This is a genomic window from Stenotrophomonas maltophilia, assembly GCF_013464915.1.
GTDB classification, from domain to species: domain Bacteria; phylum Pseudomonadota; class Gammaproteobacteria; order Xanthomonadales; family Xanthomonadaceae; genus Stenotrophomonas; species Stenotrophomonas maltophilia_AT.
The window spans coordinates 1-23,118 of record NZ_RAVT01000049.1; the positions used below are offsets into that span (position 1 = coordinate 1).

Genomic DNA, 23,118 nt, shown 5'->3' on the forward strand with positions numbered 1-23,118 from the left:
CCGGCGTGGGGACCCAAGCTACTTCACGGTCGAAAGACCTAGATCCACACGGTCGCCCACGCCGGGCTCTCGGCACCCAAAGTGCCAGATCGGCAAGAGATAAGATCCACGCCATGCGTGGATGTTCCCCACCCAACCGCCAGTAGATCCCGCCATGCGTGGATGTTCCCCACCCGGAGCGGGAACAATAGCCTCGGTCAAGGCAACGCCTCCGCCCCGCGCTACGATGCCTCCATGACCCCGGCCATCAACCTCCTCAAGCGCGAGAAGATCGCCCACACCGTGCGCAGCTACGTGCACGACGCCCACGCCGAATCGTATGGCGGCGAGGCCGTCGACAAGCTCGGCCTCGACCCGGCCCAGGTGTTCAAGACCCTGCTGGCCAGCACCGAGGCACACGAGCTGCTGGTGGCGATCGTGCCGGTGGCCGGCCAGCTGGACCTGAAGGCATTGGCCGAAGCGGCCGGCTGCAAGAAGTGCGAGATGGCCGCCGTCGATACTGCACAGCGCGCCACTGGCTACCTGGTGGGAGGTATCAGCCCGCTGGGGCAGAAAAAGCGCCTGCGCACGTTCCTGGATGCCAGTGCCGAAGCGTTGCCCGCGCTGCATGTCAGCGCCGGACGCCGTGGCCTGGAAGTCGAACTGGCACCCACCGATCTGCTGCGCCTGACCGCCGGCCACTACGCCGCGATCGGCAAGGCACGTTGATGCGCTGGCCGTGGTCCGCAACGCCGTCGCCCCGGCTTGAGGATGCTCAGGCCGACGTCCTGCTGCAGGACCTGCTGTCGCGCGACGCAACGCGCATCACCGATGCCGCCCGAACCGTCGCACGACTGTTCAGTGCCTCATCGTTGGACTCGTTGGCCGCGCATGCAGACCTGATCGAACAGCGCTGCCAGGGCGTCGCGCTCGGCGGCATGCTGATCAGCAACCAGGCCCACCTCAAGGCCGCGCTGCAACGATTGCGCTACTGGCAGGCACGCGAGGGCTGCCTGTGCGCACTCAATGCCCGCTACCCGTTCTTCGATCCGCGTCGCCTGCTTGAACAGGGACAGATGCAGCGGCTCTCGTTGCAGGAGGCCGAGGATGGTTGGGGCGATTGCCACACCGTTGCCTGCACGCAGTGCGGCCAGCATTGGCAGGCGATCGACCGCGAGTACCATTACCCGTGGTGGGAGTGGAAGGCCGTCTGAAGGGCAAGCAGCCACGCATGGCGTGGCTCTACTGCGGTCCGTGCAGCCACGCATGGCGTGGCTCTACTGCGCTGCCGCGTGGATCCACGCCATGCGTGGATGATCACGACCGCTTACGGCCGCCAGTTGGCGTTGCTCTCCCAGAAGGCGACCGAGCGCTGATAGGCCTCGCGATCCAGCGACACGCCGGAGCCGCCCTCCTCCACCCCCAGCGCATTGCGCATCATCGTGATCGGCGCCATCGGCACTTCTTCCGGCTCGGCGGTGTAGATGCAGCCGACGATGCCCCAGTCGGCCTCGATCGGTGAACCTTCCTTGGCCAGCTGTTCCGCGCTGTACAGGATCACCACCAGATAGTTCGCACGCGGCGATTCCACGCCTTCGAACCAACGTACCAGCACCGGCAATTCTTCACGATTGCGCGCCTCGTAGCCGCTGCGCAGCAGGTGGCGGTTGGCATCGGTGATCGGCACCGTCAGGCAGCGCGTGCTGGTCCAGTTCTCGTAGACGAACAGCTTGCAGAACGGCGCGTAGCCCTCGAGCACTTTCAACGGCGCGTGTGCGTTGAGGTGGGCTTCAAACTGCTCGGCAGTGCAGTCCTGGATGGTGTTGCCGCGCGGCATGCGCGGGAACAGGCGGGGACGGGCGAATTCGGTAAGGACGATGGACATGGCATGGCGTGGTCAGGAGTTCCACCGCACAGGGTAACCGCCCCGGAGGCAGGCAGGGCCGGATGCCGATGGTCACTGGCGCCCGCGTCCGGCTTGCAGCACTCTGCGGGCGACCCAATGCAAGGATCGCCGGCTCATGGATGCAGCACGCGCGTTGCCCCGTTCCGCCCGCCGTCGGCGATGGCCGATCGCCCTGGCCATCCTCCTGCTGGCGCCGCCAGTGCTGTTCGCCGCCGCTCTGCTCTGGCCGCTGTCGGCACCGCCGTTGCCCGAGCCGGGCAACAGCCGCGTGATCGTCAATGCCCGCGTGGTGCATGTCGAGCGCGGCCACGTCAGTGAACCGACCACGGTGACAGTGCGCAATGGCACGATCACCACCATTGGCGAAGTGCCACGGGACACCACAATGCCCGTTCTTGATGCCGGTGGCCGCTGGCTGGTGCCCGGCTTCTGGGACATGCATACCCATGCACTGCAGTTGTCGCCGCAGCTGCAGTTCCCGCTGATGCTGGCCAATGGCATTACCGGCACCCGCGACATGATGGACTGCCCGCAGGCTACCGACCCGCTGATCGCCTGCGTGGCCGACAAGCGCCGCTGGACCAGGCAGGCCATCGCCGGGCAGCAGGCCGCGCCACGCTTCGTACAGGTTGCCAGCTTCTATTTCGAGGACCCTTCGCTCTCGCCGGAGGCTGCCGCGTTGCGGGCACGCACCTACAGCGCGCGCGGTGTCGACGCTCTGAAGGTCTACAACCGGCTGCGTGCGGATACCTACCAGCGGCTGGCCACCGAAGCACGGCAGCTGCAGCGTCCACTGGTTGGACACCTGCCCAGGGCGGTGCGGCTGGAAGAGGCCTTGCAGGCGGGGCAGCGCAGCTTCGAACACGCCCATCTGTTCGTGCGGCATTGCTTCGACCATGCAGCCGCGTGGCGTGGCGGCACCCTCGATGGCGAAGACCCGACCGCTCTGGCCGAGCGGATGGTCAGTGGTCATCAGCCCGTGCTGTGTGACGAAGCGTTCGGCCTGATGCAGGCCAGCGGCGCAGCATTCGTGCCGACCCATGTCACCCGGGAGGAGGATGCACGCGCACGCGATCCCGCCTTCATCAACGATCCACGCCTGGCCTACCTGGATCCACTGTCACGCTGGGCCTGGCGTGACGACCTGGAGGCAACCGTAAGCCGCTACCCCGGGTCGCGCGGCGAAGAGGCGCTGAAGGCCTACTTCGCGCATGGCCTCGCGCTCACCGGTGCCGCGCATCGCGCGGGCGTCCCCGTGCTGGTCGGTACCGATACCGGGTTGGGCGGCTTCCGCTACCACGATGAACTGCAATGGCTGCGGCACGCCGGCCTGAGCCAGGCCGACGTACTGCGTGCGGCCACGCTGCAGGCCGCGCGTCATCTGCAGCTGCAGGCATCACATGGCAGCGTCGAGGTCGGCAAGGCCGCCGATCTGGTGCTGCTCGATGGCGACCCGCTGCAGGACACCGCAAACACCCGTCGCATCCACGCGGTACTGCTGGCCGGCCACCTGTACGATCGCCCGCGGCTGGATGCCCTGCTGGCGTATGCGCGTTCACAGGCACGCTCACCAGCGGTGATGGCGCGCCTGCTGTGGGGCTTCCTCACCAGCCCGGTCAGCGCCGAGCTGTAGCCGCAGCTACAACGCCATCCGCTCGCGCAGCTCGCGCGCCTGCCGCCGCGACACGTCCACTTCACTGCCGTCGTCCAGCGTCAGATCGTAGCCATCGGCAATGCTTGGCGTTACGCCGCGAATGCGGCGCAGGTTGACCAGGGTGTTGCGGTTGGCACGGAAGAACAGCTCCGGCGGCAGGCGGGCCTCCAGCGCGCTCAGGCTGCGGGTCAGCAGCGCGTTCTGGTCGCGGAACCACAGCCGCGTGTAGTTGCCATCCACCACCAGCCGGCGGATCTCGGACACCGCCACGAACCAGCAGCGTTCACCCTCGCGTACGAACACCTGGTCCTGCGCGCCCAGCGTGCCACGCAGCTCTGGCGCCTCGGCTGAAACCACGTCGCGCTGGCGCGCCCGCTCCAGCGCCTCCAGCAGCCGCGGCGCTTCCACCGGCTTCACCAGATAGTCCAGCGCATTGGCCTGGAACGCGCGCACGGCATAGGTGTCGTAGGCGGTGACGAACACCACCGCCGGCACCGTCTCCAGGCCGTCCAGCACATCGAAACCACTGCCGGAGGGCATCTGCACATCCAGCAGCACCAGGTCCGGCGCCAGCATGGCGATCGCCTCGCGTGCGGCGGGCACATCGTCGGCCTCGCCCACGCACTGCACCCACGGCAGCGCCGACAACAGCGTACGCAGCTCCTGCCGCGCCAGCCGCGCGTCATCGACGATCAGTACACGCAGTACGCCACTCATTGCGGAATCTCCAGCAGCGCCTGCATGCGATCGCCTACCGGCTGCAGGTTGAAACGCCCACGTGAACCGAGCTGGGCACGCAGATAGGCCAGACCAACACCATGCCCGTGGGTGGGCTCGCCGGCGCTGCCCAGCGGGTTGTCCACCTGCAGGCGCAACATGTCGTCGTCCAACGTGGCCCGAATCTCTATCCCGCCACCGCCGGGGCGACTGGCGATGCCGTGCTTGATCGCGTTTTCCACCAGCAGCTGCAACGCCATCGCCGGCAATTGTGCCTGCATGGCGTCGGCATCGATGTGCTGGTGCACCTGCAGGCGCTGCTCGAAGTGGATCGCCTCGATGGCCAGGTAATCGTCCACCACCATCAGCTCCTCGGCCAGGGTGACCTGCTCGCTGCGATTGTGCGCCAGCGCCTGGCGCAGCGTGCGCGACAGGCGCGTGACCATGTCGCGCGCACGCTCGGGATCTTCCAGGATCAGCGCGCGCAGGTTGTTCAGCGCATTGAACATGAAGTGCGGATTGAGACGTGCGCGAAGAGCATCGCGCTCCAGCGCGCTGCGCTCGGCCTCGGCGCGCAGGCGGGCCAGCTCACTGTGGCGGGCCCGGCGCAGACCATGCAGGCCTGCCCACAAACCGGTCCACATCAGCAGGAACAGTGCGGTGTTCATCCAGTACACCAGCAACGACGACCACTGGTAATCGGCGTGACCGCCAGGCAGCTGCACCCAGCCCAGCGCCAGCGCCGGCAGCAGCAGCGCGGCAGTTACCGCCTGCGCCACGCTGGCGCCGAGCACCACACCGGCAGCCAGCTTCAACACCAGGCTTCCCAGGCTGCCCTCCCACCAGTGCCGGCGTAGTGCAACCGCGCGCAGCGCGCCGCTGCACAACCACAGGCAGGCGGCCACGCTGACGGTGATCAGCACGATGCCGCTGAACACTACGCCGCCACCGATCCGCATCCCGACCCACAGCCCATACATCGCATAGCCAGCCCATGCCAGTGCATTGAGCGTCCAGAAGCGGCCGGATGAGGTGGTGGCGTCCATGGGGGCCTTGGCGGTTGGCAGGGAAGTGGACCGCGATCAGGAATGCGCGGCCAGGAAGCGACGCAGCTGCTCCTGCAGCCAGCGCGGATCATCCCACATCAGGAAGTGGAACCCCTGCGCGCTCATCGCCACCTGTACACCCTGCAGCTTGGCGTACTGGGCAAGGAACACCGCGCGGGTGCTTTCCTCGGTACCCCCCATCGGCTGGTAACCGGCCCAGCTGCCCAGCACCAGCGTCGGCGCGCTGATCGAGGCGATGCTGTCACGCAGGTCGGTGGTCATCACCGCGTGCATGGCGTCAGCCGTGGTCTGGCGGTCGCTGGCTTCGCCCCAGCGACCCAGCTCGGCCTGCCGCTGCGGATCGCGGGTCATGCCCGGCAGGCCGGCCTTCAGCTGCGCCTGCCACTGCGCGGCATCGGCGGCGAGCATGCCCTTGCGCAGCTGGTCGGCCATCGGCCGCACGCTGTCTGCGGTGGCGTTCGGGTCACGCGCCGCCGGCAGGAACGGCAGTGCATCAACCACCACCAGCGCGCTGACCGCCTTCGGCTCTGCCTGTGCCACCTGCAGGCCCAGCAGGCCGCCGAGGCTGTGGCCGACCACCACCACCGGTCCCAGCTGCTGGTCATGCAGGTAGGCCAGCAGCTGCCCGCGCATCGCCGGCAGGAAGCCGGCCGGACGCGGATCGGCAGGGGCCGCGCCGGCAAAGCCCGGCAGCTGCACCAGGTGGCACTGCACGTTCTTCAGCGCCAGGCACGTCTCGCGCCAGACCTCGGCGCTGCTGTTGAGGCCGGGGATCATCAGCAGCGGACGGCCCTTGCCGACCACCTCGACCTGCACCCTGCCGGTGCCGGTGGCGGCCGCCGCATGGGCCGAACCGGAGCCCAGCACGGCCATCGCCATGCCGATCATCGCCAGCCGGGCCAGCGCCTTCATTGCGTACCAGAGTGCCAGGAAGATCTTCATCGTCTGCTCCTTCATCGGGTGGGTGTTGCCGGGATGGGAACAGCGTGCCGCCGGCCACGGCACCCGGGTTGCGATTTCGGAGCAGCGGCCGATCGCCAGGGCGAACGGTCGCAGGCGACGGACGGTGCGCACTTGCACAAATTGACAACATCCATCTTGATGAAGCGATATACTGATCCGCACCTGCCGCCGCCGCCCGCGCCATGACCGCCATCAGCTTCGAGTTCTATCCGCCCAAGACCGACGAACAGCGCAGCCAGCTGGACCGTGCCGCGGCCAAGCTGAAGGACTACGATCCCCAGTATGTGTCGTGCACCTTCGGCGCCGGCGGCTCGACCCTGAGCTATACCTCCGAAACCGTGCGCCACCTCAACCAGCACCACGGATTCGACGCTGCGCCGCACCTGTCCTGCGTCGGCGGTACCCGCCAGGAGATCCGCGAACTGCTCAAGCTGTACCGCGCCATCGGCTGCCGTCGCCTGGTCGCGCTGCGCGGTGACCTGCCTTCGGGCATGGGCTTCCCCGGCGACATGCGCTATGCCGCCGAGCTGATCGACTTCATCCGCGCCGAGCACGGTGACGCGTTCCACATCGAAGTGGGCGCGTATCCGGAAACGCATCCGCAGGCGACCGATGCGCTGGCCGACCTGAAGCACTTCAAGGCCAAGATCGATGCCGGTGCCGATGCGGCGATCACCCAGTACTTCTTCAACCCGGATGCCTACTTCCACTTCGTCGACGAAGTGCGCCGGCTCGGCGTGCAGGTACCGATCACGCCCGGCATCATGCCGATCGCCAACTTCAGCCAGCTGCGCCGCTTCTCCGAACAGTGCGGTGCGGAAATTCCGCGCTGGATCGGCCGCAAGATGCAGGCCTACGGCGATGACGCCGAGTCGGTACGTGCATTCGGCACCGAAGTGGTGGCCAGGCTGTGCCAGCGCCTGATCGAAGGCGGCGCGCCCGGCCTACACTTCTACACCTTGAACCTGGCCAAGCCGACCACGTCAGTGCTGAAACTGCTGCGGGGCTGAAAGCACGCCATGCGGACCTGATCAGCGCTACCCTTCGCTGATGATCCGCCTTTCCCTCCTGCTGGTGCTGTTGCCGCTGTGCACGATGGCCCACGTTGCCCATGGGCAGTCCACGCGCCTGAACCGCTGTACCGATGCGCAGGGCCAGAGTGTCTACACCGACCGTCCCTGTGACAGCGTGGGCGCACGGTCACGGCTGCCGCCGCCTGCCCCCACCGGCAACACCGCGCCGCGCGACACGCTGGGTGCACGCTGCCCACGCCGGCTGAGCGAGCTCGTGGATGCATTGCGCAACGGCATCCTCGGCAACGACGTCAATCGGCTGTCTTCACTGTACCTGTGGGGCGCGGTGTCCGACGCGGGCGCGCAGCGCATTCTCGGCCAGCTGGAATCGCTGGCACGGCGGCCGCTGGTGGACGTGGTGCCGGTGTATCCCAGGCAGGACCAGGTCGCAGTACCGGAGGAGGGCCAGAGCCCTGCTGCGCAGGAATACGACCCTGAGCCGCCGGCCGTGCGGCATCCGGTCGGCCTGCGCCTGGAGCAGACGTTGCCGGGCAGCGTGGCGCGCGCCTCGACGGTGCTCGGGCTGCGGCGGCAGTACGGGTGTTTCTGGATCACCTTGTGATCGGCCGGGGTCGGATCCCTTTCCAGCGAAAGGGCGCCGACCCCGGATTCCGGCGATCGGGTCAGAGCCCCGCGTTGCGGGGATCCGACCCTGTTTGCATCACGCCGGCCACAGCCCACGAATGGCGGCGATGCCCTGCCCGCCGTGGCGGCGCGCTTCGGTGATGTGGCCGCGGCCCATGCCGCCCAGGGCGTAGATCGGCAGTGATACCTGCGCACGCAGCTCGGCGAAGGCATCCCAGCCCAGCGGCACGGCATCCGGGTGACTGTCCGTGGCCTGCACCGGGCCGAGCACGGCGAAGTCGCAGCCCAGCTGCTGTGCCGCCTGCAGCTGCTGCAGGTCGTGGCAGGATGCGGCCACCAGCTGGCCTTCGGGGAGTGGGCGCTGCGACAGTTCCAGCAGCTGTTCGCTGCCCAGGTGTACGCCCACGCCCAACGCACGCGCCAGTTCGATATCGCGGTTGAGCAGCCACTGCACGCCGCTGCGGCGATGCGCACGCACGACCTGCTCGACCATCGCCTGCCGCTGCGGATGCGCCGGCGGCAGGCGCAGCTGGATGCGCTGCTGGCCACCTGCTACCGCACGCTGCAGCTGTTCATGCCAGTGCTGCACGCCGTCCTCATCGTCGGCCGGCGCCGGGGTGATCAGGTAGCGGTCGGGCTGGCGCAGCGCGGCCACCACCGGCAGATCGGCCGGTGGCATCGAATAGCGGCCCAGCTTGTCCGGCGCCACCCAGGTGATCGCCTGGCCCTCGCGCCCACGCGGGGTGCCCTTCCAGCTGCGCACATGGCGCACTTCCAGGGTCAGGTGCTTGTCCGGGTAGCGCTGCGGCACGTCCATCAGCCACTCGCCGACATCGGCCTCGATGCCCAGCTCTTCGCGCAGTTCGCGCACCAGCGCCTGTTCGGAGGTCTCGCCGGATTCACGCTTGCCGCCCGGGAACTCCCACAGGCCGGCCATGTCGCGGTTCTCGGTTCGGCGGTTGAGCAGCACGCGGCCCCGGGCGTCGGTGATGACGGCGGCCACGACATGGATCGATCGGGTGGGGGAAGGCATGGGGGAAGCATGCCCAGAACAGGGCGGCCCGCGCAATCGCGGATCTGGCCAGGATCATGCACCAGAAAAGAAAAGCCCCGCTTTCGCGGGGCTCTTCGGGATCAGCTCAGCTGGCCGTGGCAGTGCTTGTACTTCTTGCCACTTCCGCACGGGCACGGATCATTGCGGCCGATCTTCGGCTCGTCGCGCTGCAGCTGCGCCACGCCCTGGCGTTCGGCCTCCACCTGCGCCGCTTCCTCGTCGGCGCTGTAGCCGCCCGCGTCCTGATGCTGGAACTGCGACTGGCGCAGGCGGGCTTCCACCTGCTGGCGCTCGGCCGCTTCCAGCGCCTGCACTTCCTCGTCGCTGCGCACGCGCACGCGCGACAGCAGGGTCACCACTTCGCGCTTGACGTTCTCCAGCATGTCCGAGAACAGCTCGAAGGCTTCCTTCTTGTATTCCTGCTTCGGCTGCTTCTGCGCGTAACCACGCAGGTAGATGCCCTGGCGCAGGTAGTCCATGCGCGCCAGGTGTTCCTTCCAGCTCTGGTCCAGCACGGTCAGCATCACGTGCTTCTCCAGCGCGCGCATGGTCTCTTCGCCCACGCCGGCTTCCTTCTCGGCGAAGTGCTGGTTCACGCGTTCCTGCACCTTGGCGGCAATCGCCTCGGCGTCCAGTTCCTCGTGTTCCTTGACCAGGCCGGTCAGCGACATCTGCAGGCCGAAGTCCGACTCCAGGGTCGCTTCCAGGCCACGCAGGTCCCACTGCTCGTCGATCGAGTTCGGCGGCACGAAGCGGGCGACCACATCGAAGATCACATCGTCGCGGATGCCGTCGACGTTGCCCTTCACCGACTCGGCGTCCAGCAGCTCGTCGCGCTGGGCGTAGATCACCTTGCGCTGGTCGTTGTTGACGTCGTCGAAGTCCAGCAGGTTCTTGCGGATGTCGAAGTTGTGGGCCTCGACCTTGCGCTGCGCCTTTTCGATCTGGCGGCTGACCAGGCGGTCCTCGATGACGTCGTCTTCCTTCATGCCCATCATGCGCATGGCCTTCTGCACCCAGTCGGAGGCGAAGATGCGCATCAGGTTGTCTTCCAGCGACAGGTAGAAGCGGGACGAACCCGGGTCACCCTGGCGGCCCGAACGGCCACGCAGCTGGTTGTCGATACGGCGCGATTCGTGGCGCTCGGTGCCAACGATGTGCAGGCCACCGGCAGCCTTCACCGCGTCGTGGCGCTTCTGCCATTCGGCCTTGACCGCAGCCTTCTGCTCGTCGGTCGCGTCCTCGCCCAGGGCGTGGATCTCGGCTTCCAGCGAACCGCCCAGCACGATATCGGTACCGCGACCGGCCATGTTGGTGGCGATGGTCACGGCCGCCGGACGGCCGGCGTTGGCGACGATGGTCGCTTCGCGGTCGTGCTGCTTGGCGTTGAGCACTTCGTGCTTCACGCCGGCCTTGCTCAGGTGCTCGGACAGCATTTCCGAGGTTTCGATCGAGGTGGTACCCACCAGCACCGGCTGGCCGCGCTTGGCGCACTCTTCGATGTCGGCCAGCACCGCGTTGAACTTGCCCTTGCGGTTGAGGAACACCTGGTCCGGGCTGTCCTTGCGGATGGTCGGGCGGTTGGTCGGGATCACCACCACTTCCAGGCCGTAGATGCTCTGGAACTCGAACGCTTCGGTATCGGCCGTACCGGTCATGCCGGACAGCTTCTTGTACATGCGGAACAGGTTCTGGAAGGTGATGCTCGCCAGCGTCTGGTTTTCGCGCTGGACCGGCACGCCTTCCTTCGCCTCCACCGCCTGGTGCAGGCCGTCGGACCAGCGGCGGCCGGCCAGGGTACGGCCGGTGAATTCGTCGACGATGACCACTTCGCCGTCGCGCACGATGTAGTCCACGTCACGCTGGTAGATGGCATGCGCGCGCAGGGCGGCATTGAGGTGGTGCACGACGGTCAGGTTCTGCGCCGCGTACAGGCCTTCGGTCTCGCCATCGAGGATGCCGGCTTCGACCAGCAGCTGCTCGGCGTGCTCCATGCCTGCTTCGGACAGGTGCACCTGCTTGCCCTTCTCGTCGACCCAGAAGTCGCCTTCGCCGTCTTCCGCTTCCTGCTTGACCAGGTTCGGCACGACGCGGTTGACGCGGATGTACAGCTCCGGGGAATCATCAGCCGGGCCGGAGATGATCAGCGGGGTACGCGCTTCGTCGATCAGGATGGAGTCGACTTCGTCGACGATGGCGTAGTGCAGGCCGCGCTGGTAGCGGTCGGCCTTGGACAGCGCCATGTTGTCGCGCAGGTAGTCGAAACCGAATTCGTTGTTGGTGCCGTAGGTGATGTCGGCGGCATAGGCTTCGCGCTTGTCGCTGTGCGGCATGCCCGGGTAGACCACGCCCACGCTCAGGCCCAGCCAGTTGTACAGCTTGCCCATCTGCGCGGCGTCGCGGCGGGCCAGGTAGTCGTTCACGGTGACCACGTGCACGCCCTTGCCTTCCAGCGCGTTGAGGTACACCGGCAGGGTCGCCACCAGGGTCTTGCCTTCACCGGTGCGCATTTCTGCGATCTTGCCCAGGTGAAGCACCATGCCGCCGATCAGCTGCACGTCGTAGTGGCGCATGCCCAGCACGCGGCGGCCGGCTTCGCGGCAGACCGCGAAGGCTTCCGGCAGCACCTTGTCCAGGGCTTCACCGTCGGCGATGCGCTGCTTGAACTCCGGCGTCTTGGCCTGAAGCTGCTCGTCGGAAAGCTTCTCGATCTCCGGCTCCAGCGCATTGATCTTGGCGACGATGCGGTTGAGCTGGCGCAGCTGTCGTTCGTTACGACTGCCAAATACGCGGGTAAGCAGGCTGTTGATCATTGAAGGAACCGGGTTGGATGGACACGACGCCCGGCCTCCCCCTTGGGATCCGTCCGCCGCAAACGAAACAGGGCGCCTGGCGCCCTGTCGATGGCAACACCCATTGTAGCTTGGGACGGCCGGCTGAGGTTTCAACCCCGAGGGGTAGTGCCGGCCGCHGGCCGGCAATCCGCGATGCTGCCGAAGATCATGAGGTTGCCGGCCAGCGGCCGGCACTACCAGATCAACCGCGTCGGGTCAGAGCCCTTCCGCGGCGCGGAAGGGATCCGACCCGGGCATCAGCCGCGGCTGACGCGGCCGACCGGCGTATTGCCGCCGTCGCCGAGGAACTTGCGCGGGTTGACCACGTTGCCGTTCTCCCACACCTCGAAGTGCACGTGGGCGCCGGTCGAACGGCCGGTGGAACCGGCCTTGGCCACTTCCTGTCCGGCACGGACCAGGTCGCCGGCCTTCACCACCAGGCGCGAATTGTGCGCGTAGCGGGTGACGTAGCCGTTACCGTGGTCGACATCGACCACGTTGCCGTAGCCGCCCTTCACACCGGCGAAGCTGACCACACCCTCGGCCACGGCCATCACCGGGTCACCAACCTTGGCGTGGAAGTCCATGCCCTTGTGGGTGGCGGCACCGCGGCCGAACGGGTCGGCACGGGTGCCGAAGCCGGAAGTCACGTAGCTGTTGCGGATCGGCATGCGCGAGGGCACGGCGTTCTGCTGCAGCTGGTGGTCGAACATCAGCGATTCCATCACCGACAGCTGGCGGCCTGAAGCAGCGAAGCGCTGCTCCAGCACCTGTAAGTCGGCGTTGACGTCCTTGACCGGGATGTCGCTGGTCGGGCCGCCGGCATCGCCATCACCGAGGCCGGGGGTCTCGTTGAAGTCGAATTCGCCGTCTTCCAGCTTGCCCATCTGGGTCAGGCGTTCGCCAAGGGCGTTCAGGCGGGTGGCCTGGGCCTGCAGCTCGCCGAGGCGGGCCGCCAGTGCGTTGACCTGGGTCTGCGCGTCGCGCTTGACCTTGGCCAGTTCCGCATCCTGGCGCTCGACCTTGGCCTGCAGCCGGGAATCATTCAGCGCGCTGGCGCCAATGCCGCCAGCAAGGCCGATAATGCAGCCTACCCCGAGCACGCTGCCCAGCAGGGCACGGGGGCGGTCCTCGAAATAGAACCGCAAACGCGCGATCGGCGACGACTTGGCCTGTCCTTCACGCGTTTTGATTACGATCTTTTTGAATGCCATCAGTGAGTTTTCATGTCTGAGCCGAAATCCAGCGTTCGCCCCGCGTCAGTGCCGAAGCCGGCGCTGGATGCGGTGATGGCGGACAAAAGCGGGAACCCGCTGCGGCGTGCCTTGTGGCTCGACGCGCTGGACCGTCAGTTGCGCCCCCAGTTGCCGCCACCTCTGCGCAGCCGTTGCCGGCTGGCCAATGTGGACGGGGAACACCTCGTTTTTCTCGTCGAATCCCCGGTCTGGCATGCCAAGTTGCGGCTTGCCGAAGCCCAGTTGCTCGACGCGGCCCGTTCCATCGGGCTGAAGGCCACCAGGGTGACCATCAAGACTGCGTCTCCCACTCCCACGCGCTCCCCAGCGCTCGACAACCGGAATGGACCCCACGCAGTTTCAGCCGCCACGCACAAAGGGCTACGCGACGCCTTGGCTTGCCTGCAGGACGTTCCTTCGAAGCCGAAGAAGCGATCCTGACAGCAACGGAGCATCCGGCTCCGCTCCCCGTCGCGCGTGTCACCACGGCGTGAAACATTTCGGGGGCCGGGTCGCATCCTAGCTGCCATCCGGGGGCCTGTCGTTAGATTGTTGTTAAAACCGCGTTAAATTCAGGCTTCCGATCCAACAGGTTCACAAAACCGTGACCTCGAACCGGCCTTGATGGCCGTCAAGCATGCTGAATGCGATGCGCGTTGCGGAAACGACAACGCCGCCCTTTCAGGCGGCGCTTTTCTCTTTGGATTCAACAACCTGCAGAAATCAGGCGTAAGCAGGGGTAGCGTATTCGACCGGATCCGGGGTGGCCGGCGAGTCGAAGCTGACCCATTCCCAGGCAGTGGCGTCGGCCATCAGTGCGCGCACCAGCTTGTTGTTGAGCGCGTGGCCGGACTTGAAGCCCTCGTAGGCGCCCAGCACCTGGCCACCGGCCAGATAGAGGTCGCCGATTGCGTCGAGGATCTTGTGGCGCACGAATTCGTCGGCGTAGCGCAGGCCGTCTTCATTGAGCACGCGGAACTCGTCCAGCACGATGGCATTGTCCATCGAACCGCCCAGGCCCAGGTTGCGCTCGCGCATGTATTCCAGGTCGCGCATGAAGCCGAAGGTACGCGCGCGGGAGATTTCCTTGGTGTAGGCCAGCGTCGAGAACTCGATTTCCTGCCGGGACTGCTTGGCCGGGATCATCGGGTGGTCGAACTGGATGGTGAAGCCCAGCTTGTAGCCCTCATAGGGGGTGAAGCGGGCCACCTTGTCGCCCTCGGTCACTTCCACGGTCTTCAGCACGCGGATGAAGCGCTTGGGCGCATCCTGTTCCACGATGCCCGCCGACTGCAGCAGGAACACGAACGGGCCGGCCGAACCGTCCATGATCGGCAGCTCGGCCGAGGACAGTTCGACGATGATGTTGTCAACGCCCAGGCCGGCCAGCGCCGACATCAGGTGTTCGACGGTCTGGATCTTGGCGTCGTTGCAGGTCAGGCCGGTGCACAGGGTCACTTCGGTGACCAGCTCGGCCTTGGCCGGCACTTCCACCACCGGGTCCAGGTCCACGCGGCGGAACACGATGCCATGGTTGACCGGTGCCGGGCGCAGGGTCATGTAGACCTTGTCACCGCTGTGCAGGCCAACGCCGGTGGCGCGGATCGTGTTCTTGAGGGTGCGTTGCTGGATCATGGGGGATGGACCGGAAGTGACACATTAGATTAACACGCACGGTCCCCTACCCCGGCTGAAAGGCAGGCAGGACAGACCGGCGCGCCAATGGGACGCACATGAAGCAGGGCGGCCGGGCCCATCCTGGCCCGGCGCCCGCGTTTTCAGGACATGGTGGCGCAACCCGGGGAGGACAACCCCGGGGCCGCCCCGCTTAGTCCGCCTGGCGGCGCAGGAACGCCGGGATGTCCAGGTAATCGTTGGGCAGTTCAGCTGCCGCCGGAGCCGAAGCGGCCGGAGCCGACGGCGCAGAAGCGGAAGCGGTGTCGCTGCTGGCACGACGCAGGCCCAGGCCCATACCGCCCACGGCCTTGGACACGGCGTCGCCGCCGTTGTCGAAGTCGCCGAATTCCGGCTGGCCGGTGGTGGCGTTGCGGACCAGCTTGATCGGCGCACGCTCGCCCGGACGCTGGGTCTTGCTGGCCGACACGCGGTTCAGGCCGGTGGCAACCACGGTCACGCGCACTTCATCCTGCATGTCCGGGTCGAGCACGGTGCCGACCACCACGGTGGCGTCTTCCGAAGCGAAGCCGTCGATGGTGCGGCCGATCTCGTCGAACTCGGCCATGGTGAAGTCCGCACCGGCGGTGATGTTGACCAGGATGCCGTTGGCACCGGCCAGGTTCACGTCGTCCAGCAGCGGGTTCTGGATGGCCGATTCGGCAGCAGCCTGGGCGCGGTCATCGCCACGGGCGGTGCCGGTACCCATCATCGCCAGGCCCATTTCGGACATGACGGTGCGCACGTCGGCGAAGTCGACGTTGATCAGGCCCGGACGCACGATCAGGTCGGCGATGCCCTGCACGGCGCCCTGCAGCACGTCGTTGGCGGCACGGAAGGCCTGGATCATGGTGGCGTTGCGGCCCAGCACGGTGATCAGCTTCTCGTTCGGAATGGTGATCAGCGAGTCGCAGTGCTGGCTCAGTTCCTCGATGCCCTTCAGCGCCACCTGCATGCGGCGACGGCCTTCGAACGGGAACGGCTTGGTGACCACGGCCACGGTCAGGATGCCCATTTCCTTGGCCAGCTGCGCCACCACCGGTGCAGCGCCGGTGCCGGTGCCACCGCCCATGCCGGCGGTGATGAACACCATGTCCGCACCCTGCAGGGCGTCCATGATGCGCTCACGGTCTTCCAGCGCGGCCTGGCGGCCGACTTCCGGGTTCGCGCCTGCGCCCAGGCCCTTGGTCACGTTGGTACCCAGCTGCAGCTGCAGCTTGGCACCGCAATTCTTGATGGCCTGCGAGTCGGTGTTGGCGGTGATGAATTCCACGCCATCCACTGCCGAGTTGACCATGTGCGCCACGGCATTGCCGCCGCCGCCGCCCACGCCAACCACCTTGATCACCGCATTGGGTGCCATCTTTTCGATCAGTTCAAAATGCGCCATGTCCGTGTCCTCGTTGTATCCGCTTTGGCTGGCATGGGCATTCGGGCGTCCTGCCGTCCTGCTGCATGCCGGCGTTGCGGCTGTGTGGGTTGTGTGTTGCCGGTGTTGCGTTGTGATGCGGGTACTGCGGGTACTGCGACCGGGCCAGGCCCGGCACTACGGGTTCCGCGTCAGAACTCGCCGCGGAACCAGGTCTTGAGTTTCTTGAACATGCTTCCGGCGCGCCCGGTCGGCAGCGACGGCCGCCGCGGGTGCTCGATCTGGCTGCCCATCAGCAGCAGGCCCACGCCGGTGGCGTGCACCGGGTTGCCCACTACTTCGCCCAGCCCGGTGACGTGCTGCGGAATGCCCACGCGCACCGGCATCTGCAGCATTTCCTCGGCCAGCTCGACCACGCCTTCCATCTTCGAAGCGCCACCGGTCAGCACCATGCCGGCGCGTACCAGTTCCTCGAAGCCGGAGCGGCGCAGTTCGGCCTGCACCATCTCGAAGATCTCCTCGTAACGGCCCTGCACCGCCTGCGCCAGCGAATGGCGCGGCATGCGGCGCGGCGGGCGGTCGCCCACCGACGGCACCTGGATGCTTTCCTCGGCGGTGGCCAGCTGGGCCAGGGCGCAGGCGTAGCGCACCTTGATCTGCTCGGCTTCCGGGGTGGGCGTGCGCAGCATGTGCGCGATGTCGTTGGTCACGTGGTCGCCGGCGATCGGCAGCGAGGCGGTGTGGCAGATCGCGCCCTGCACGAACACGGCGATATCGGTGGTGCCGGCGCCCATGTCGACCAGCACCACGCCCAGCTCGCGCTCGTCGGCGGTCAGCACTGCCACGCTGGAGGCCAGCGAGGACAGCACCAGATCGTCCACCTGCAGGCCGCAGCGCTGCACGCACTTGCTGATGTTGGCCGCGGCCGACTGCGCGCACACCACCAGGTGCGCATGCACTTCCAGGCGCACGCCGGTCATGCCGACCGGGTTGCGGATGCCTTCCTGCGAATCGTCCAGAACGTATTCGCGCGGAATCGCATGCAGGATCTTCTGGTCGGCCGGAATCGCCACCGCCTTGGCCGCATCGAGCACGCGATCCAGGTCACCCCAGGTCACTTCCCCGTCGCGGATCGGCACGATGCCCGGCGAATTCTTGCACTGCACGTGATTGCCGGAAATGGAGGCGTACACCGAGCGGATCTCGCAGCCGGCCATCAGCTCGGCTTCTTCCACCGCACGCTGGATCGACTGCACGGTCGATTCGATGTCCACCACCACGCCGCGCTTCAAACCGCGCGACTCGTGCGAGCCGATGCCGATCACTTCGATCGGATTGCCAGGCGAATACTCGCCCACCAGCGCCACCACCTTGGAGGTGCCGATGTCCAGGCCAACGATCAGCGATTTGTCACCCTTGCGATTCATGTCCTTTCCTGCGTCCTGCTGGCCGGGGTCGCCGGCGTTTTCGCCGGCGTGGCCGGGGTACCCCAGCTCAGCGTGAAACCATTGGTGTAACGGAGGTCGGCGCGCTCGATCGGCGCGTCCTGGCGGTTCAGCTGCGGCAGCACCTTGACGAAGCGCTGCATGCGCGAGCGCGCGTCGTCACGGCCAACCACCACTTCGGTGCCGTTGCTCAGCACCAGCGACCAGCTGCCGCGTGCATCCATCGTCACCCGGCGCACGTCGACGCCGGCCGGTGCGAACAATGCACGCGAGTCGCTGTACAGCTTCATCACTTCTTCGGTCTGGCTGTCCGGGCCATCCAGTTCCGGCAGCGCCAGGTCGGCCAGCTTCTTCGGCGTGGGGAACAGCTTGCCCTGCTCGGAGACCAGGCGGTCGTTGCCCCAGCGTGCGAACGGCTTGTGCTCGACCAGGGTCACTTCCAGCACATCCGGCCACTGCTTGCGCACCCGCGCGCTTTCCACCCACGGCAGCTTTTCCAGCGCGTCCTGGGCATCCTGCAGCTTGACCGCGAAGAACCCGGCGCGCGCATACGGCAGCAGCACCTGCTGCAGCTGTTCGGCCGGCACCCGCTTGAACTCACCATGCACGCGCAGCTTTGCCAGCGGCCAGCGCTCGGCGCCGACCCAGCCATTGACCACGGCCACTACCGGCAGTGCAACCACCGACAGCGCCAACAGCCAGACGAAGATGCGCAGCACCGCGTTCATGCGTGCGGGGCCTCCAGGGTCTGTTCCAGCACGCGCCACACCAGCTCTTCGAAGCTGATGCCGGCCTGGCCGGCCGCCTTGGGTACCAGCGAATGGCTGGTCATGCCCGGCGCGGTGTTCACTTCCAGCAGGAAGAAACGGCCGCTGCTGCGATCACGCATGACATCCACGCGGCCCCAGCCACGGCAACCGGCGGCACGGAACGCGGCCAGCGCAATGCGCCGGATTTCCTCTTCGTCGTCACCCTCCAGGCCCGGGCACAGGTACTGGGTGTCCTCGGCGATGTACTTGGCGTTGTAGTCGTACCACTGGCCCTTGGGCACGATGCGGATCGACGGCAGCGCGACGTCGCCGAGGATGGCCACCGTCAGTTCGTCGCCCACCACCATCTGCTCCATCAGCAGCTGGCCGTCGTAGCGCGCGGCCAGGGCCACCGCCTCGTCCAGGCCGGCGTCGTCGGTGACCCGGCTGATGCCCACGCTTGAGCCTTCGTTGGCCGGCTTCACCACCACCGGCAGGCCCAGTTCGGCCGCCAGTGCATGTACGTTCGAAGCGTCGACCTTCCTGTACTGCGGGGTCGGCAGGCCCAGCGACAGCCACACCTGCTTGGTGCGGATCTTGTCCATGCTCAGCGCCGAACCCAGCACGTTCGAGCCGGTATAAGGCACGCCGAAGGCGTCCATCAGGCCCTGCACGATGCCATCCTCACCGCCACCGTTGTGGCCGTGCAGGATGTTGAACACACGGTCGATGCCACCGGCGGCCAGCGCCTTGGCCAGCGCCGGGATGCCATCCACCGCGAACGCATCGACGCCGCGCGACTGCAGCGCTTCCAGTACGTTGCGGCCGGAGTCCAGCGACACTTCGCGTTCGCTGGAACTGCCACCGAGCAGCACGGCGACGCGGCCGAACACGGCCGGGGCGGTCACGCGCAGCGGCGGGAAGGTCAGCGTGCTCACGCCTCGCCCTCCCCCTTGAAGCCTTCCACTGCGATATGGGTGGCCACGGCGCCGATGTCGCCCGCCCCCATCATCAGCAGCAGGTCGCCGTCCTGCAGCACATCCGGCAGCACGCTGGCCAGTTCGGCAGCCTTGCCCACCACCACCGGCTCGCTGCGGCCACGCGCGCGGATGGCGCGGGCCAGCGCGTGCGAGTCGGCGCCGGCAATCGGTTCCTCACCGGCAGGGTAGACCTCGCTCAGCACCAGTGCGTCGACGCTGGACAGCACCGCGGCGAACTTGTCGAACTGGTCGCGGGTACGGCTGTAGCGGTGCGGCTGGAAGGCCACCACCAGGCGCTTGTCGGCCCAGCCACCGCGGGCGGCGGCGAACACCGCTTCCAGCTCGCTCGGGTGATGGCCGTAGTCGTCGATGATGCGGACCTTGGCACCGCTGGCGGTGGTCACTTCGCCCAGATCGTTGAAGCGACGGCCGACACCGGCGAATGCTTCCAGCGCGCGTGCGATGGCGTCCGGGGCCACGCCCAGCTGCCAGCCCACTGCGGCGGCGGCCAGTGCGTTCAGCACGTTGTGCCTGCCCGGCAGCGCCAGTACCACTTCCTGGCTGGTGCCCTGCGGCAGGCGCAGGGTGAAGCGCATGCGCGAACCTTCCTGCACCACGTTCTCGGCACGCACGTCGGCCTGCGGGCTCATGCCGTAGCTCATCACGTGGCGCGGGGTCTTCGCCGCCAACGCGGCCACTTCCGGGTCGTCGATGCACAGCACCGCCAGGCCGTAGAACGGCAGGCGCTGCAGGAACTCGGCGAACGCCGCCTGCACGCGGGCGAAGTCGTTGCCGTAGTTCTCCAGATGATCGGCGTCAATGTTCGTGATGATCGACATCAGCGGGTTCAGGCGCAGGAAGCTGCCATCGCTTTCGTCAGCCTCGGCCACCAGCCACTGGCCACCACCCAGCTTGGCGTTGGCACCGGCGGCCAGCAGCTGGCCGCCGATCACGAAGGTCGGGTCCAGGCCGCCTTCGCTCAGCACGGCAGCGGTCAGGCTGGTGGTGGTGGTCTTGCCATGAGTGCCGGCCACCGCAATGCCGCGACGGAAGCGCATCAGTTCGGCCAGCATCGCCGCACGCGGCATGATCGGAATGCGCTGGCTGCGCGCTTCCATCAGCTCCGGGTTGTCTTCGCGGATGGCGCTGGAGACCACCACGCAGTCGGTGCCCAGCACGTTGGCCGCCGAGTGGCCGCGCATGATGCGCGCACCCAGGCTGGCCAGGCGGCGGGTCGCGCCGTTGTCGGCGTTGTCCGAACCGGACACTTCATAGCCCAGCGTCAGCATCACTTCAGCGATACCGCTCATGCCGGTGCCGCCGATGCCGACGAAATGCACGCGCGGGAACGCGCGCACCAGGTCGTTGGTGTCGTGCAGGCGGCGGATCATGCGCGGCCTCGCGCAGGGCAGGCGCGGTGGCATGCCTTCTTCATACAGCTTCCTCGAGAATGATATCGGCGATGCGCTCGGCGGCATCGACCTTGGCCAGGGCACGCGCGGCTTGCGCCATCTGCATGCGGCGGGCGGGATTTTCGGACAGATCGCGCAGCAGTGCGGCAATGCCGTCGGCCAGCGTTCCGTCCTGCTTCAGCAACACCGCCGCGCCGCGCTCGACCAGATACTCCGCATTGCGGGTCTGGTGATCGTCGACGGCAGCGGGGAACGGCACCAGCACGCTGCCGACACCCACCGCGCACAGCTCGGCCAGGGTCGATGCACCGGCACGGCACACGACCAGGTCGGCCCAGGCGAACGCTTCGGCCATGTCGGCGATGAACGGGGTGATTTCGGCCTGCACACCGGCCTTGGCATACGCCTCGACCGCTTCGGCGTGTAGTTTTTCGCCGCTCTGGTGGCGTACCTGCACCGGCACCGCGGCGCCCAGCGCAGCGATGGCCTGCGGCACGCCGGTGTTGAGCGCGCGTGCACCCTGGCTGCCACCGACCACCAGCACGCGCAGCGGGCCATGGCGGTCGGCGAAGCGCTGTTCCGGCGGTGCGATGGCGGCGATTTCCGCACGCACCGGATTGCCGACGAACTCCTCGCGCGCGGCGAAGGTGCCCGGGAAACCGGTCAGCAGGCGGCGCGCATAGCGCGACAGGATGCGATTGGTCAGGCCCGGCGCGCGGTTCTGTTCATGCACGATCAGCGGCAGGCCATGCAGGCGCGTGGCCATGCCACCGGGACCGGAGGCGAATCCACCGAAGGCCACCACCACACGCGGCTGGCGCTTGCGGATGATCATGCCGGCCGCACGCAGGGCGCGCATCAGCCGCCACGGCGCGGCCAGCAACGCCAGCTTGCCCTTGCCGCGCAGGCCAGTGATGGCCAGCGTGTCGATGGCGATGTCGTGCTGCGGCACCAGGCGGGTTTCCATCGCGCCTTCGGCGCCCATCCAGGTCACCGGCACGCCACGCTCGCGCAGCACGCGGGCCACGGCCAGGCCGGGGAAGATATGACCGCCGGTACCACCGGCCAGGATCATCACCGGGCGGGCGTTGGAAGCGCTGCTCATGACAGCCTCCCGAAGGTCGGTTCGATGCGCGACTGCAGGCGGCTGGTGCCACGCGCAGCGTTCGGCGCAGCGGCAGCCACCGGCTCGGCGCTCATCGGTACGCTGGCGGCCACCGGCGCGGCCGGCTCGTCGCTCGGCTCGGCAGCAACGTCTTCGGCGCCACCGATACGCACGGCCTGGCGGCGCTCGGCGCGCTTGAGTTCATAGGACACGCGCAGCAGCAGGCCCATCGCCACGCAGGTCATCAGCACCGACGAACCGCCGGAGGAGATCAGCGGCAGCGTCAGGCCCTTGGTCGGCAGGATGCCCAGGTTCACGCCGATCGAGACAAAGGTCTGCATGCTGATCCACAGGCCGATGCCGAAGGCGATGTAACCGGAGAAGTGGCGCTTCATTTCCACGCAGCGCATGCCCAGCCAGAAGGTGCGGCCGACCAGCAGCGCGTACAGGGCCACGATCACGCAGGTGCCGAGGAAGCCGAATTCCTCGGCAGTGACCGAGAAGATGAAATCGGTGTGCGCTTCCGGCAGGTAGTACAGCTTCTGCACCGAGTTGCCCAGGCCGACGCCGGTCCACTCACCACGGCCCACTGCCATCAGCGCGTTCGACAGCTGGTAGCCGTCGCCCTGCTGGTCGGCCCACGGGTCCAGGAAGGAAGTGATGCGGCGCATGCGGTATGGCTCGATGATCGCCAGCGCGCTCATGCCCACCAGGCCGATGATCACCGGCATCGACATGCGCGGCATGTTCACACCGCCCAGCACCAGCATGCCGGCGGTGATCGCCAGCAGCAGGGTGGACGAACCGAAGTCCGGCTGCAGCAGCAGCAGCACCACCAGCGCACCGGCCACGCCCAGCGGCTTGAGCATCGCCGGCCAGGTCGCGTTGACCTCGTCGCGGAAACGCACCAGGTAGCTGGACAGCCAGACGATGTAGAGCACCTTTACCGCTTCGACCGTCTGGAACTTGGAGATGCCCAGGTTGATCCAGCGGCGCGCGCCGTTGACGGTGCTGCCCAGGCCCGGCGTGAACACCGCCAGCAGCAGCACGAAGCAGCCCAGCAGCAGCATCTGGTTGTACTGCTCGATCGACTTCAGCTCGGTGCGGGCGGCGATGACCGCCAGCACGATACCGACCGCCAGGAAGATCAGGTGGCGGTTGAGGTAGTAGAACGGGCTGCTCATCAGTGCGATCGAGCTGGACGCCACCATCACCACGCCGACACCGGTGAGCGCGATGATCGCGCCCAGCAGCCACTTGTCGTAGCTGCCTTCGATGGCTTCAAGGCGTGTTGCCTGGCGGGACAGGTCGTTCATC

General features: G+C 67.2%; 20 protein-coding genes and 1 pseudogene. 6 read left to right on the top strand and 15 right to left on the bottom strand.

The window, feature by feature from the left end; translation table 11 throughout:
- The first annotated feature begins 234 nt into the window (after positions 1–234).
- On the top strand, positions 235–708 hold the full coding sequence (ybaK, locus tag D7T59_RS16480) for a Cys-tRNA(Pro) deacylase (RefSeq protein WP_180852922.1): 474 nt from the start codon (positions 235–237) through the stop codon (positions 706–708).
- Positions 708–1,193 carry a hypothetical protein gene (locus D7T59_RS16485; protein WP_180852921.1) on the top strand — a complete coding sequence of 162 codons (486 nt, stop codon included), beginning with the start codon at positions 708–710 and terminating at the stop codon, positions 1,191–1,193. Before ybaK ends, D7T59_RS16485 begins: the two co-directional genes overlap by 1 nt.
- A gap of 113 nt (positions 1,194–1,306) precedes the next feature.
- On the opposite strand, the gene D7T59_RS16490 is transcribed toward D7T59_RS16485, so the two are convergent.
- Complete coding sequence (locus D7T59_RS16490; protein ID WP_180852920.1) at positions 1,307–1,864, bottom strand: DUF3228 family protein; 558 nt, start codon at positions 1,862–1,864, stop codon at positions 1,307–1,309.
- Positions 1,865–2,000: 136 nt separating this feature from the next.
- Here D7T59_RS16490 and D7T59_RS16495 point away from each other — a divergent pair, with 136 nt between their 5' ends.
- Positions 2,001–3,518, top strand: coding sequence for an amidohydrolase family protein (locus tag D7T59_RS16495; protein ID WP_180852919.1), 1,518 nt, complete (start codon positions 2,001–2,003; stop codon positions 3,516–3,518).
- Positions 3,519–3,524: 6 nt separating this feature from the next.
- Here the strand turns inward: D7T59_RS16495 and D7T59_RS16500 are convergent, their stop codons facing one another.
- Genes D7T59_RS16500 through D7T59_RS16510 form a run of 3 tightly spaced genes read right to left on the bottom strand, consistent with a single transcriptional unit; the run spans position 3,525 to position 6,265 of the window.
- Positions 3,525–4,256, bottom strand: coding sequence for a LytR/AlgR family response regulator transcription factor (locus D7T59_RS16500; protein ID WP_164138853.1), 732 nt, complete (start codon positions 4,254–4,256; stop codon positions 3,525–3,527).
- Positions 4,253–5,302: a sensor histidine kinase gene (locus tag D7T59_RS16505; protein ID WP_180852918.1), complete on the bottom strand. Its 1,050-nt coding sequence runs from the start codon at positions 5,300–5,302 to the stop codon at positions 4,253–4,255. The genes D7T59_RS16500 and D7T59_RS16505 overlap by 4 nt, the downstream gene beginning before the upstream one ends.
- Positions 5,303–5,338: 36 nt before the next feature.
- Positions 5,339–6,265: an alpha/beta fold hydrolase gene (locus D7T59_RS16510; RefSeq protein ID WP_180852917.1), complete on the bottom strand. Its 927-nt coding sequence runs from the start codon at positions 6,263–6,265 to the stop codon at positions 5,339–5,341.
- Positions 6,266–6,468: 203 nt separating this feature from the next.
- Here D7T59_RS16510 and metF point away from each other — a divergent pair, with 203 nt between their 5' ends.
- Both metF and D7T59_RS16520 read left to right on the top strand, forming a co-directional pair.
- On the top strand, positions 6,469–7,296 hold the full coding sequence (gene metF / locus D7T59_RS16515) for a methylenetetrahydrofolate reductase [NAD(P)H] (protein WP_164138857.1): 828 nt from the start codon (positions 6,469–6,471) through the stop codon (positions 7,294–7,296).
- A 40-nt stretch (positions 7,297–7,336) separates the two neighbouring features.
- On the top strand, positions 7,337–7,921 hold the full coding sequence (locus D7T59_RS16520) for a DUF4124 domain-containing protein (protein ID WP_180852916.1): 585 nt from the start codon (positions 7,337–7,339) through the stop codon (positions 7,919–7,921).
- A 99-nt stretch (positions 7,922–8,020) separates the two neighbouring features.
- Here D7T59_RS16520 and D7T59_RS16525 read toward each other — a convergent pair whose 3' ends face one another.
- The 3 genes from D7T59_RS16525 to D7T59_RS16535 all read right to left on the bottom strand — a co-directional run bounded on the left by D7T59_RS16525 (position 8,021) and on the right by D7T59_RS16535 (position 13,046).
- Positions 8,021–8,977 carry a Nudix family hydrolase gene (locus tag D7T59_RS16525; protein ID WP_180852915.1) on the bottom strand — a complete coding sequence of 319 codons (957 nt, stop codon included), beginning with the start codon at positions 8,975–8,977 and terminating at the stop codon, positions 8,021–8,023.
- Between the two features lie 101 nt (positions 8,978–9,078).
- Positions 9,079–11,811 (bottom strand): preprotein translocase subunit SecA, encoded by a 2,733-nt coding sequence (secA, locus tag D7T59_RS16530; RefSeq protein WP_180852914.1) that lies wholly within the window; start codon positions 11,809–11,811, stop codon positions 9,079–9,081.
- 278 nt (positions 11,812–12,089) lie between these two features.
- Positions 12,090–13,046: a M23 family metallopeptidase gene (locus D7T59_RS16535; RefSeq protein ID WP_033834438.1), complete on the bottom strand. Its 957-nt coding sequence runs from the start codon at positions 13,044–13,046 to the stop codon at positions 12,090–12,092.
- A 12-nt stretch (positions 13,047–13,058) separates the two neighbouring features.
- Between D7T59_RS16535 and D7T59_RS16540 the strand changes: the two genes are divergently transcribed.
- The gene (locus tag D7T59_RS16540) at positions 13,059–13,508 is read left to right on the top strand and encodes a DciA family protein (RefSeq protein ID WP_005408086.1); all 450 of its coding nucleotides are present in this window, start codon (positions 13,059–13,061) and stop codon (positions 13,506–13,508) included.
- A 282-nt stretch (positions 13,509–13,790) separates the two neighbouring features.
- Here D7T59_RS16540 and lpxC read toward each other — a convergent pair whose 3' ends face one another.
- The 8 genes and pseudogenes from lpxC to ftsW form a co-directional block, all read right to left on the bottom strand.
- Positions 13,791–14,702, bottom strand: a complete 912-nt coding sequence (lpxC, locus tag D7T59_RS16545; RefSeq protein WP_004143722.1) for a UDP-3-O-acyl-N-acetylglucosamine deacetylase — start codon at positions 14,700–14,702, stop codon at positions 13,791–13,793.
- Between the two features lie 193 nt (positions 14,703–14,895).
- A complete protein-coding gene (gene ftsZ / locus D7T59_RS16550; RefSeq protein WP_049428898.1) occupies positions 14,896–16,131 on the bottom strand; it encodes a cell division protein FtsZ in 1,236 nt (411 codons plus the stop codon).
- Between the two features lie 170 nt (positions 16,132–16,301).
- The gene (gene ftsA, locus D7T59_RS16555; protein WP_005408083.1) at positions 16,302–17,537 is read right to left on the bottom strand and encodes a cell division protein FtsA; all 1,236 of its coding nucleotides are present in this window, start codon (positions 17,535–17,537) and stop codon (positions 16,302–16,304) included.
- Between the two features lie 68 nt (positions 17,538–17,605).
- Positions 17,606–18,283 (bottom strand): annotated as a pseudogene (locus D7T59_RS16560) (cell division protein FtsQ/DivIB); the annotation flags it as partial.
- Positions 18,280–19,242, bottom strand: coding sequence for a D-alanine--D-alanine ligase (locus D7T59_RS16565; protein ID WP_180852910.1), 963 nt, complete (start codon positions 19,240–19,242; stop codon positions 18,280–18,282). The gene D7T59_RS16565 and the pseudogene D7T59_RS16560, both read right to left, overlap by 4 nt.
- The gene (gene murC, locus D7T59_RS16570; protein ID WP_180852909.1) at positions 19,239–20,675 is read right to left on the bottom strand and encodes a UDP-N-acetylmuramate--L-alanine ligase; all 1,437 of its coding nucleotides are present in this window, start codon (positions 20,673–20,675) and stop codon (positions 19,239–19,241) included. Before murC ends, D7T59_RS16565 begins: the two co-directional genes overlap by 4 nt.
- Positions 20,676–20,715: 40 nt before the next feature.
- Entirely contained in the window at positions 20,716–21,801 is a 1,086-nt protein-coding gene (gene murG / locus D7T59_RS16575) for an undecaprenyldiphospho-muramoylpentapeptide beta-N-acetylglucosaminyltransferase (protein ID WP_180852908.1), read from the bottom strand.
- The gene (gene ftsW, locus D7T59_RS16580; RefSeq protein WP_106549217.1) at positions 21,798–23,117 is read right to left on the bottom strand and encodes a putative lipid II flippase FtsW; all 1,320 of its coding nucleotides are present in this window, start codon (positions 23,115–23,117) and stop codon (positions 21,798–21,800) included. Before ftsW ends, murG begins: the two co-directional genes overlap by 4 nt.
- Position 23,118: the final 1 nt, after the last annotated feature.

Coding starts and splice junctions, on each gene's coding strand:
- D7T59_RS16505 (WP_180852918.1), bottom strand. CDS start 5,302: ATGGACGCCACCACCTCATCCGGCCGCTTCTGGACGCTCAATGCACTG.
- murC (WP_180852909.1), bottom strand. CDS start 20,675: ATGATCCGCCGCCTGCACGACACCAACGACCTGGTGCGCGCGTTCCCG.
- ftsZ (WP_049428898.1), bottom strand. CDS start 16,131: ATGGCGCATTTTGAACTGATCGAAAAGATGGCACCCAATGCGGTGATC.
- D7T59_RS16525 (WP_180852915.1), bottom strand. CDS start 8,977: ATGCCTTCCCCCACCCGATCGATCCATGTCGTGGCCGCCGTCATCACC.
- D7T59_RS16490 (WP_180852920.1), bottom strand. CDS start 1,864: ATGTCCATCGTCCTTACCGAATTCGCCCGTCCCCGCCTGTTCCCGCGC.
- D7T59_RS16495 (WP_180852919.1), top strand. CDS start 2,001: ATGGATGCAGCACGCGCGTTGCCCCGTTCCGCCCGCCGTCGGCGATGG.
- D7T59_RS16500 (WP_164138853.1), bottom strand. CDS start 4,256: ATGAGTGGCGTACTGCGTGTACTGATCGTCGATGACGCGCGGCTGGCG.
- D7T59_RS16510 (WP_180852917.1), bottom strand. CDS start 6,265: ATGAAGATCTTCCTGGCACTCTGGTACGCAATGAAGGCGCTGGCCCGG.
- metF (WP_164138857.1), top strand. CDS start 6,469: ATGACCGCCATCAGCTTCGAGTTCTATCCGCCCAAGACCGACGAACAG.
- D7T59_RS16520 (WP_180852916.1), top strand. CDS start 7,337: ATGATCCGCCTTTCCCTCCTGCTGGTGCTGTTGCCGCTGTGCACGATG.
- D7T59_RS16535 (WP_033834438.1), bottom strand. CDS start 13,046: ATGGCATTCAAAAAGATCGTAATCAAAACGCGTGAAGGACAGGCCAAG.
- secA (WP_180852914.1), bottom strand. CDS start 11,811: ATGATCAACAGCCTGCTTACCCGCGTATTTGGCAGTCGTAACGAACGA.
- murG (WP_180852908.1), bottom strand. CDS start 21,801: ATGAGCAGCGCTTCCAACGCCCGCCCGGTGATGATCCTGGCCGGTGGT.
- D7T59_RS16485 (WP_180852921.1), top strand. CDS start 708: ATGCGCTGGCCGTGGTCCGCAACGCCGTCGCCCCGGCTTGAGGATGCT.
- ybaK (WP_180852922.1), top strand. CDS start 235: ATGACCCCGGCCATCAACCTCCTCAAGCGCGAGAAGATCGCCCACACC.
- D7T59_RS16540 (WP_005408086.1), top strand. CDS start 13,059: ATGTCTGAGCCGAAATCCAGCGTTCGCCCCGCGTCAGTGCCGAAGCCG.
- ftsW (WP_106549217.1), bottom strand. CDS start 23,117: ATGAACGACCTGTCCCGCCAGGCAACACGCCTTGAAGCCATCGAAGGC.
- lpxC (WP_004143722.1), bottom strand. CDS start 14,702: ATGATCCAGCAACGCACCCTCAAGAACACGATCCGCGCCACCGGCGTT.
- ftsA (WP_005408083.1), bottom strand. CDS start 17,537: ATGAATCGCAAGGGTGACAAATCGCTGATCGTTGGCCTGGACATCGGC.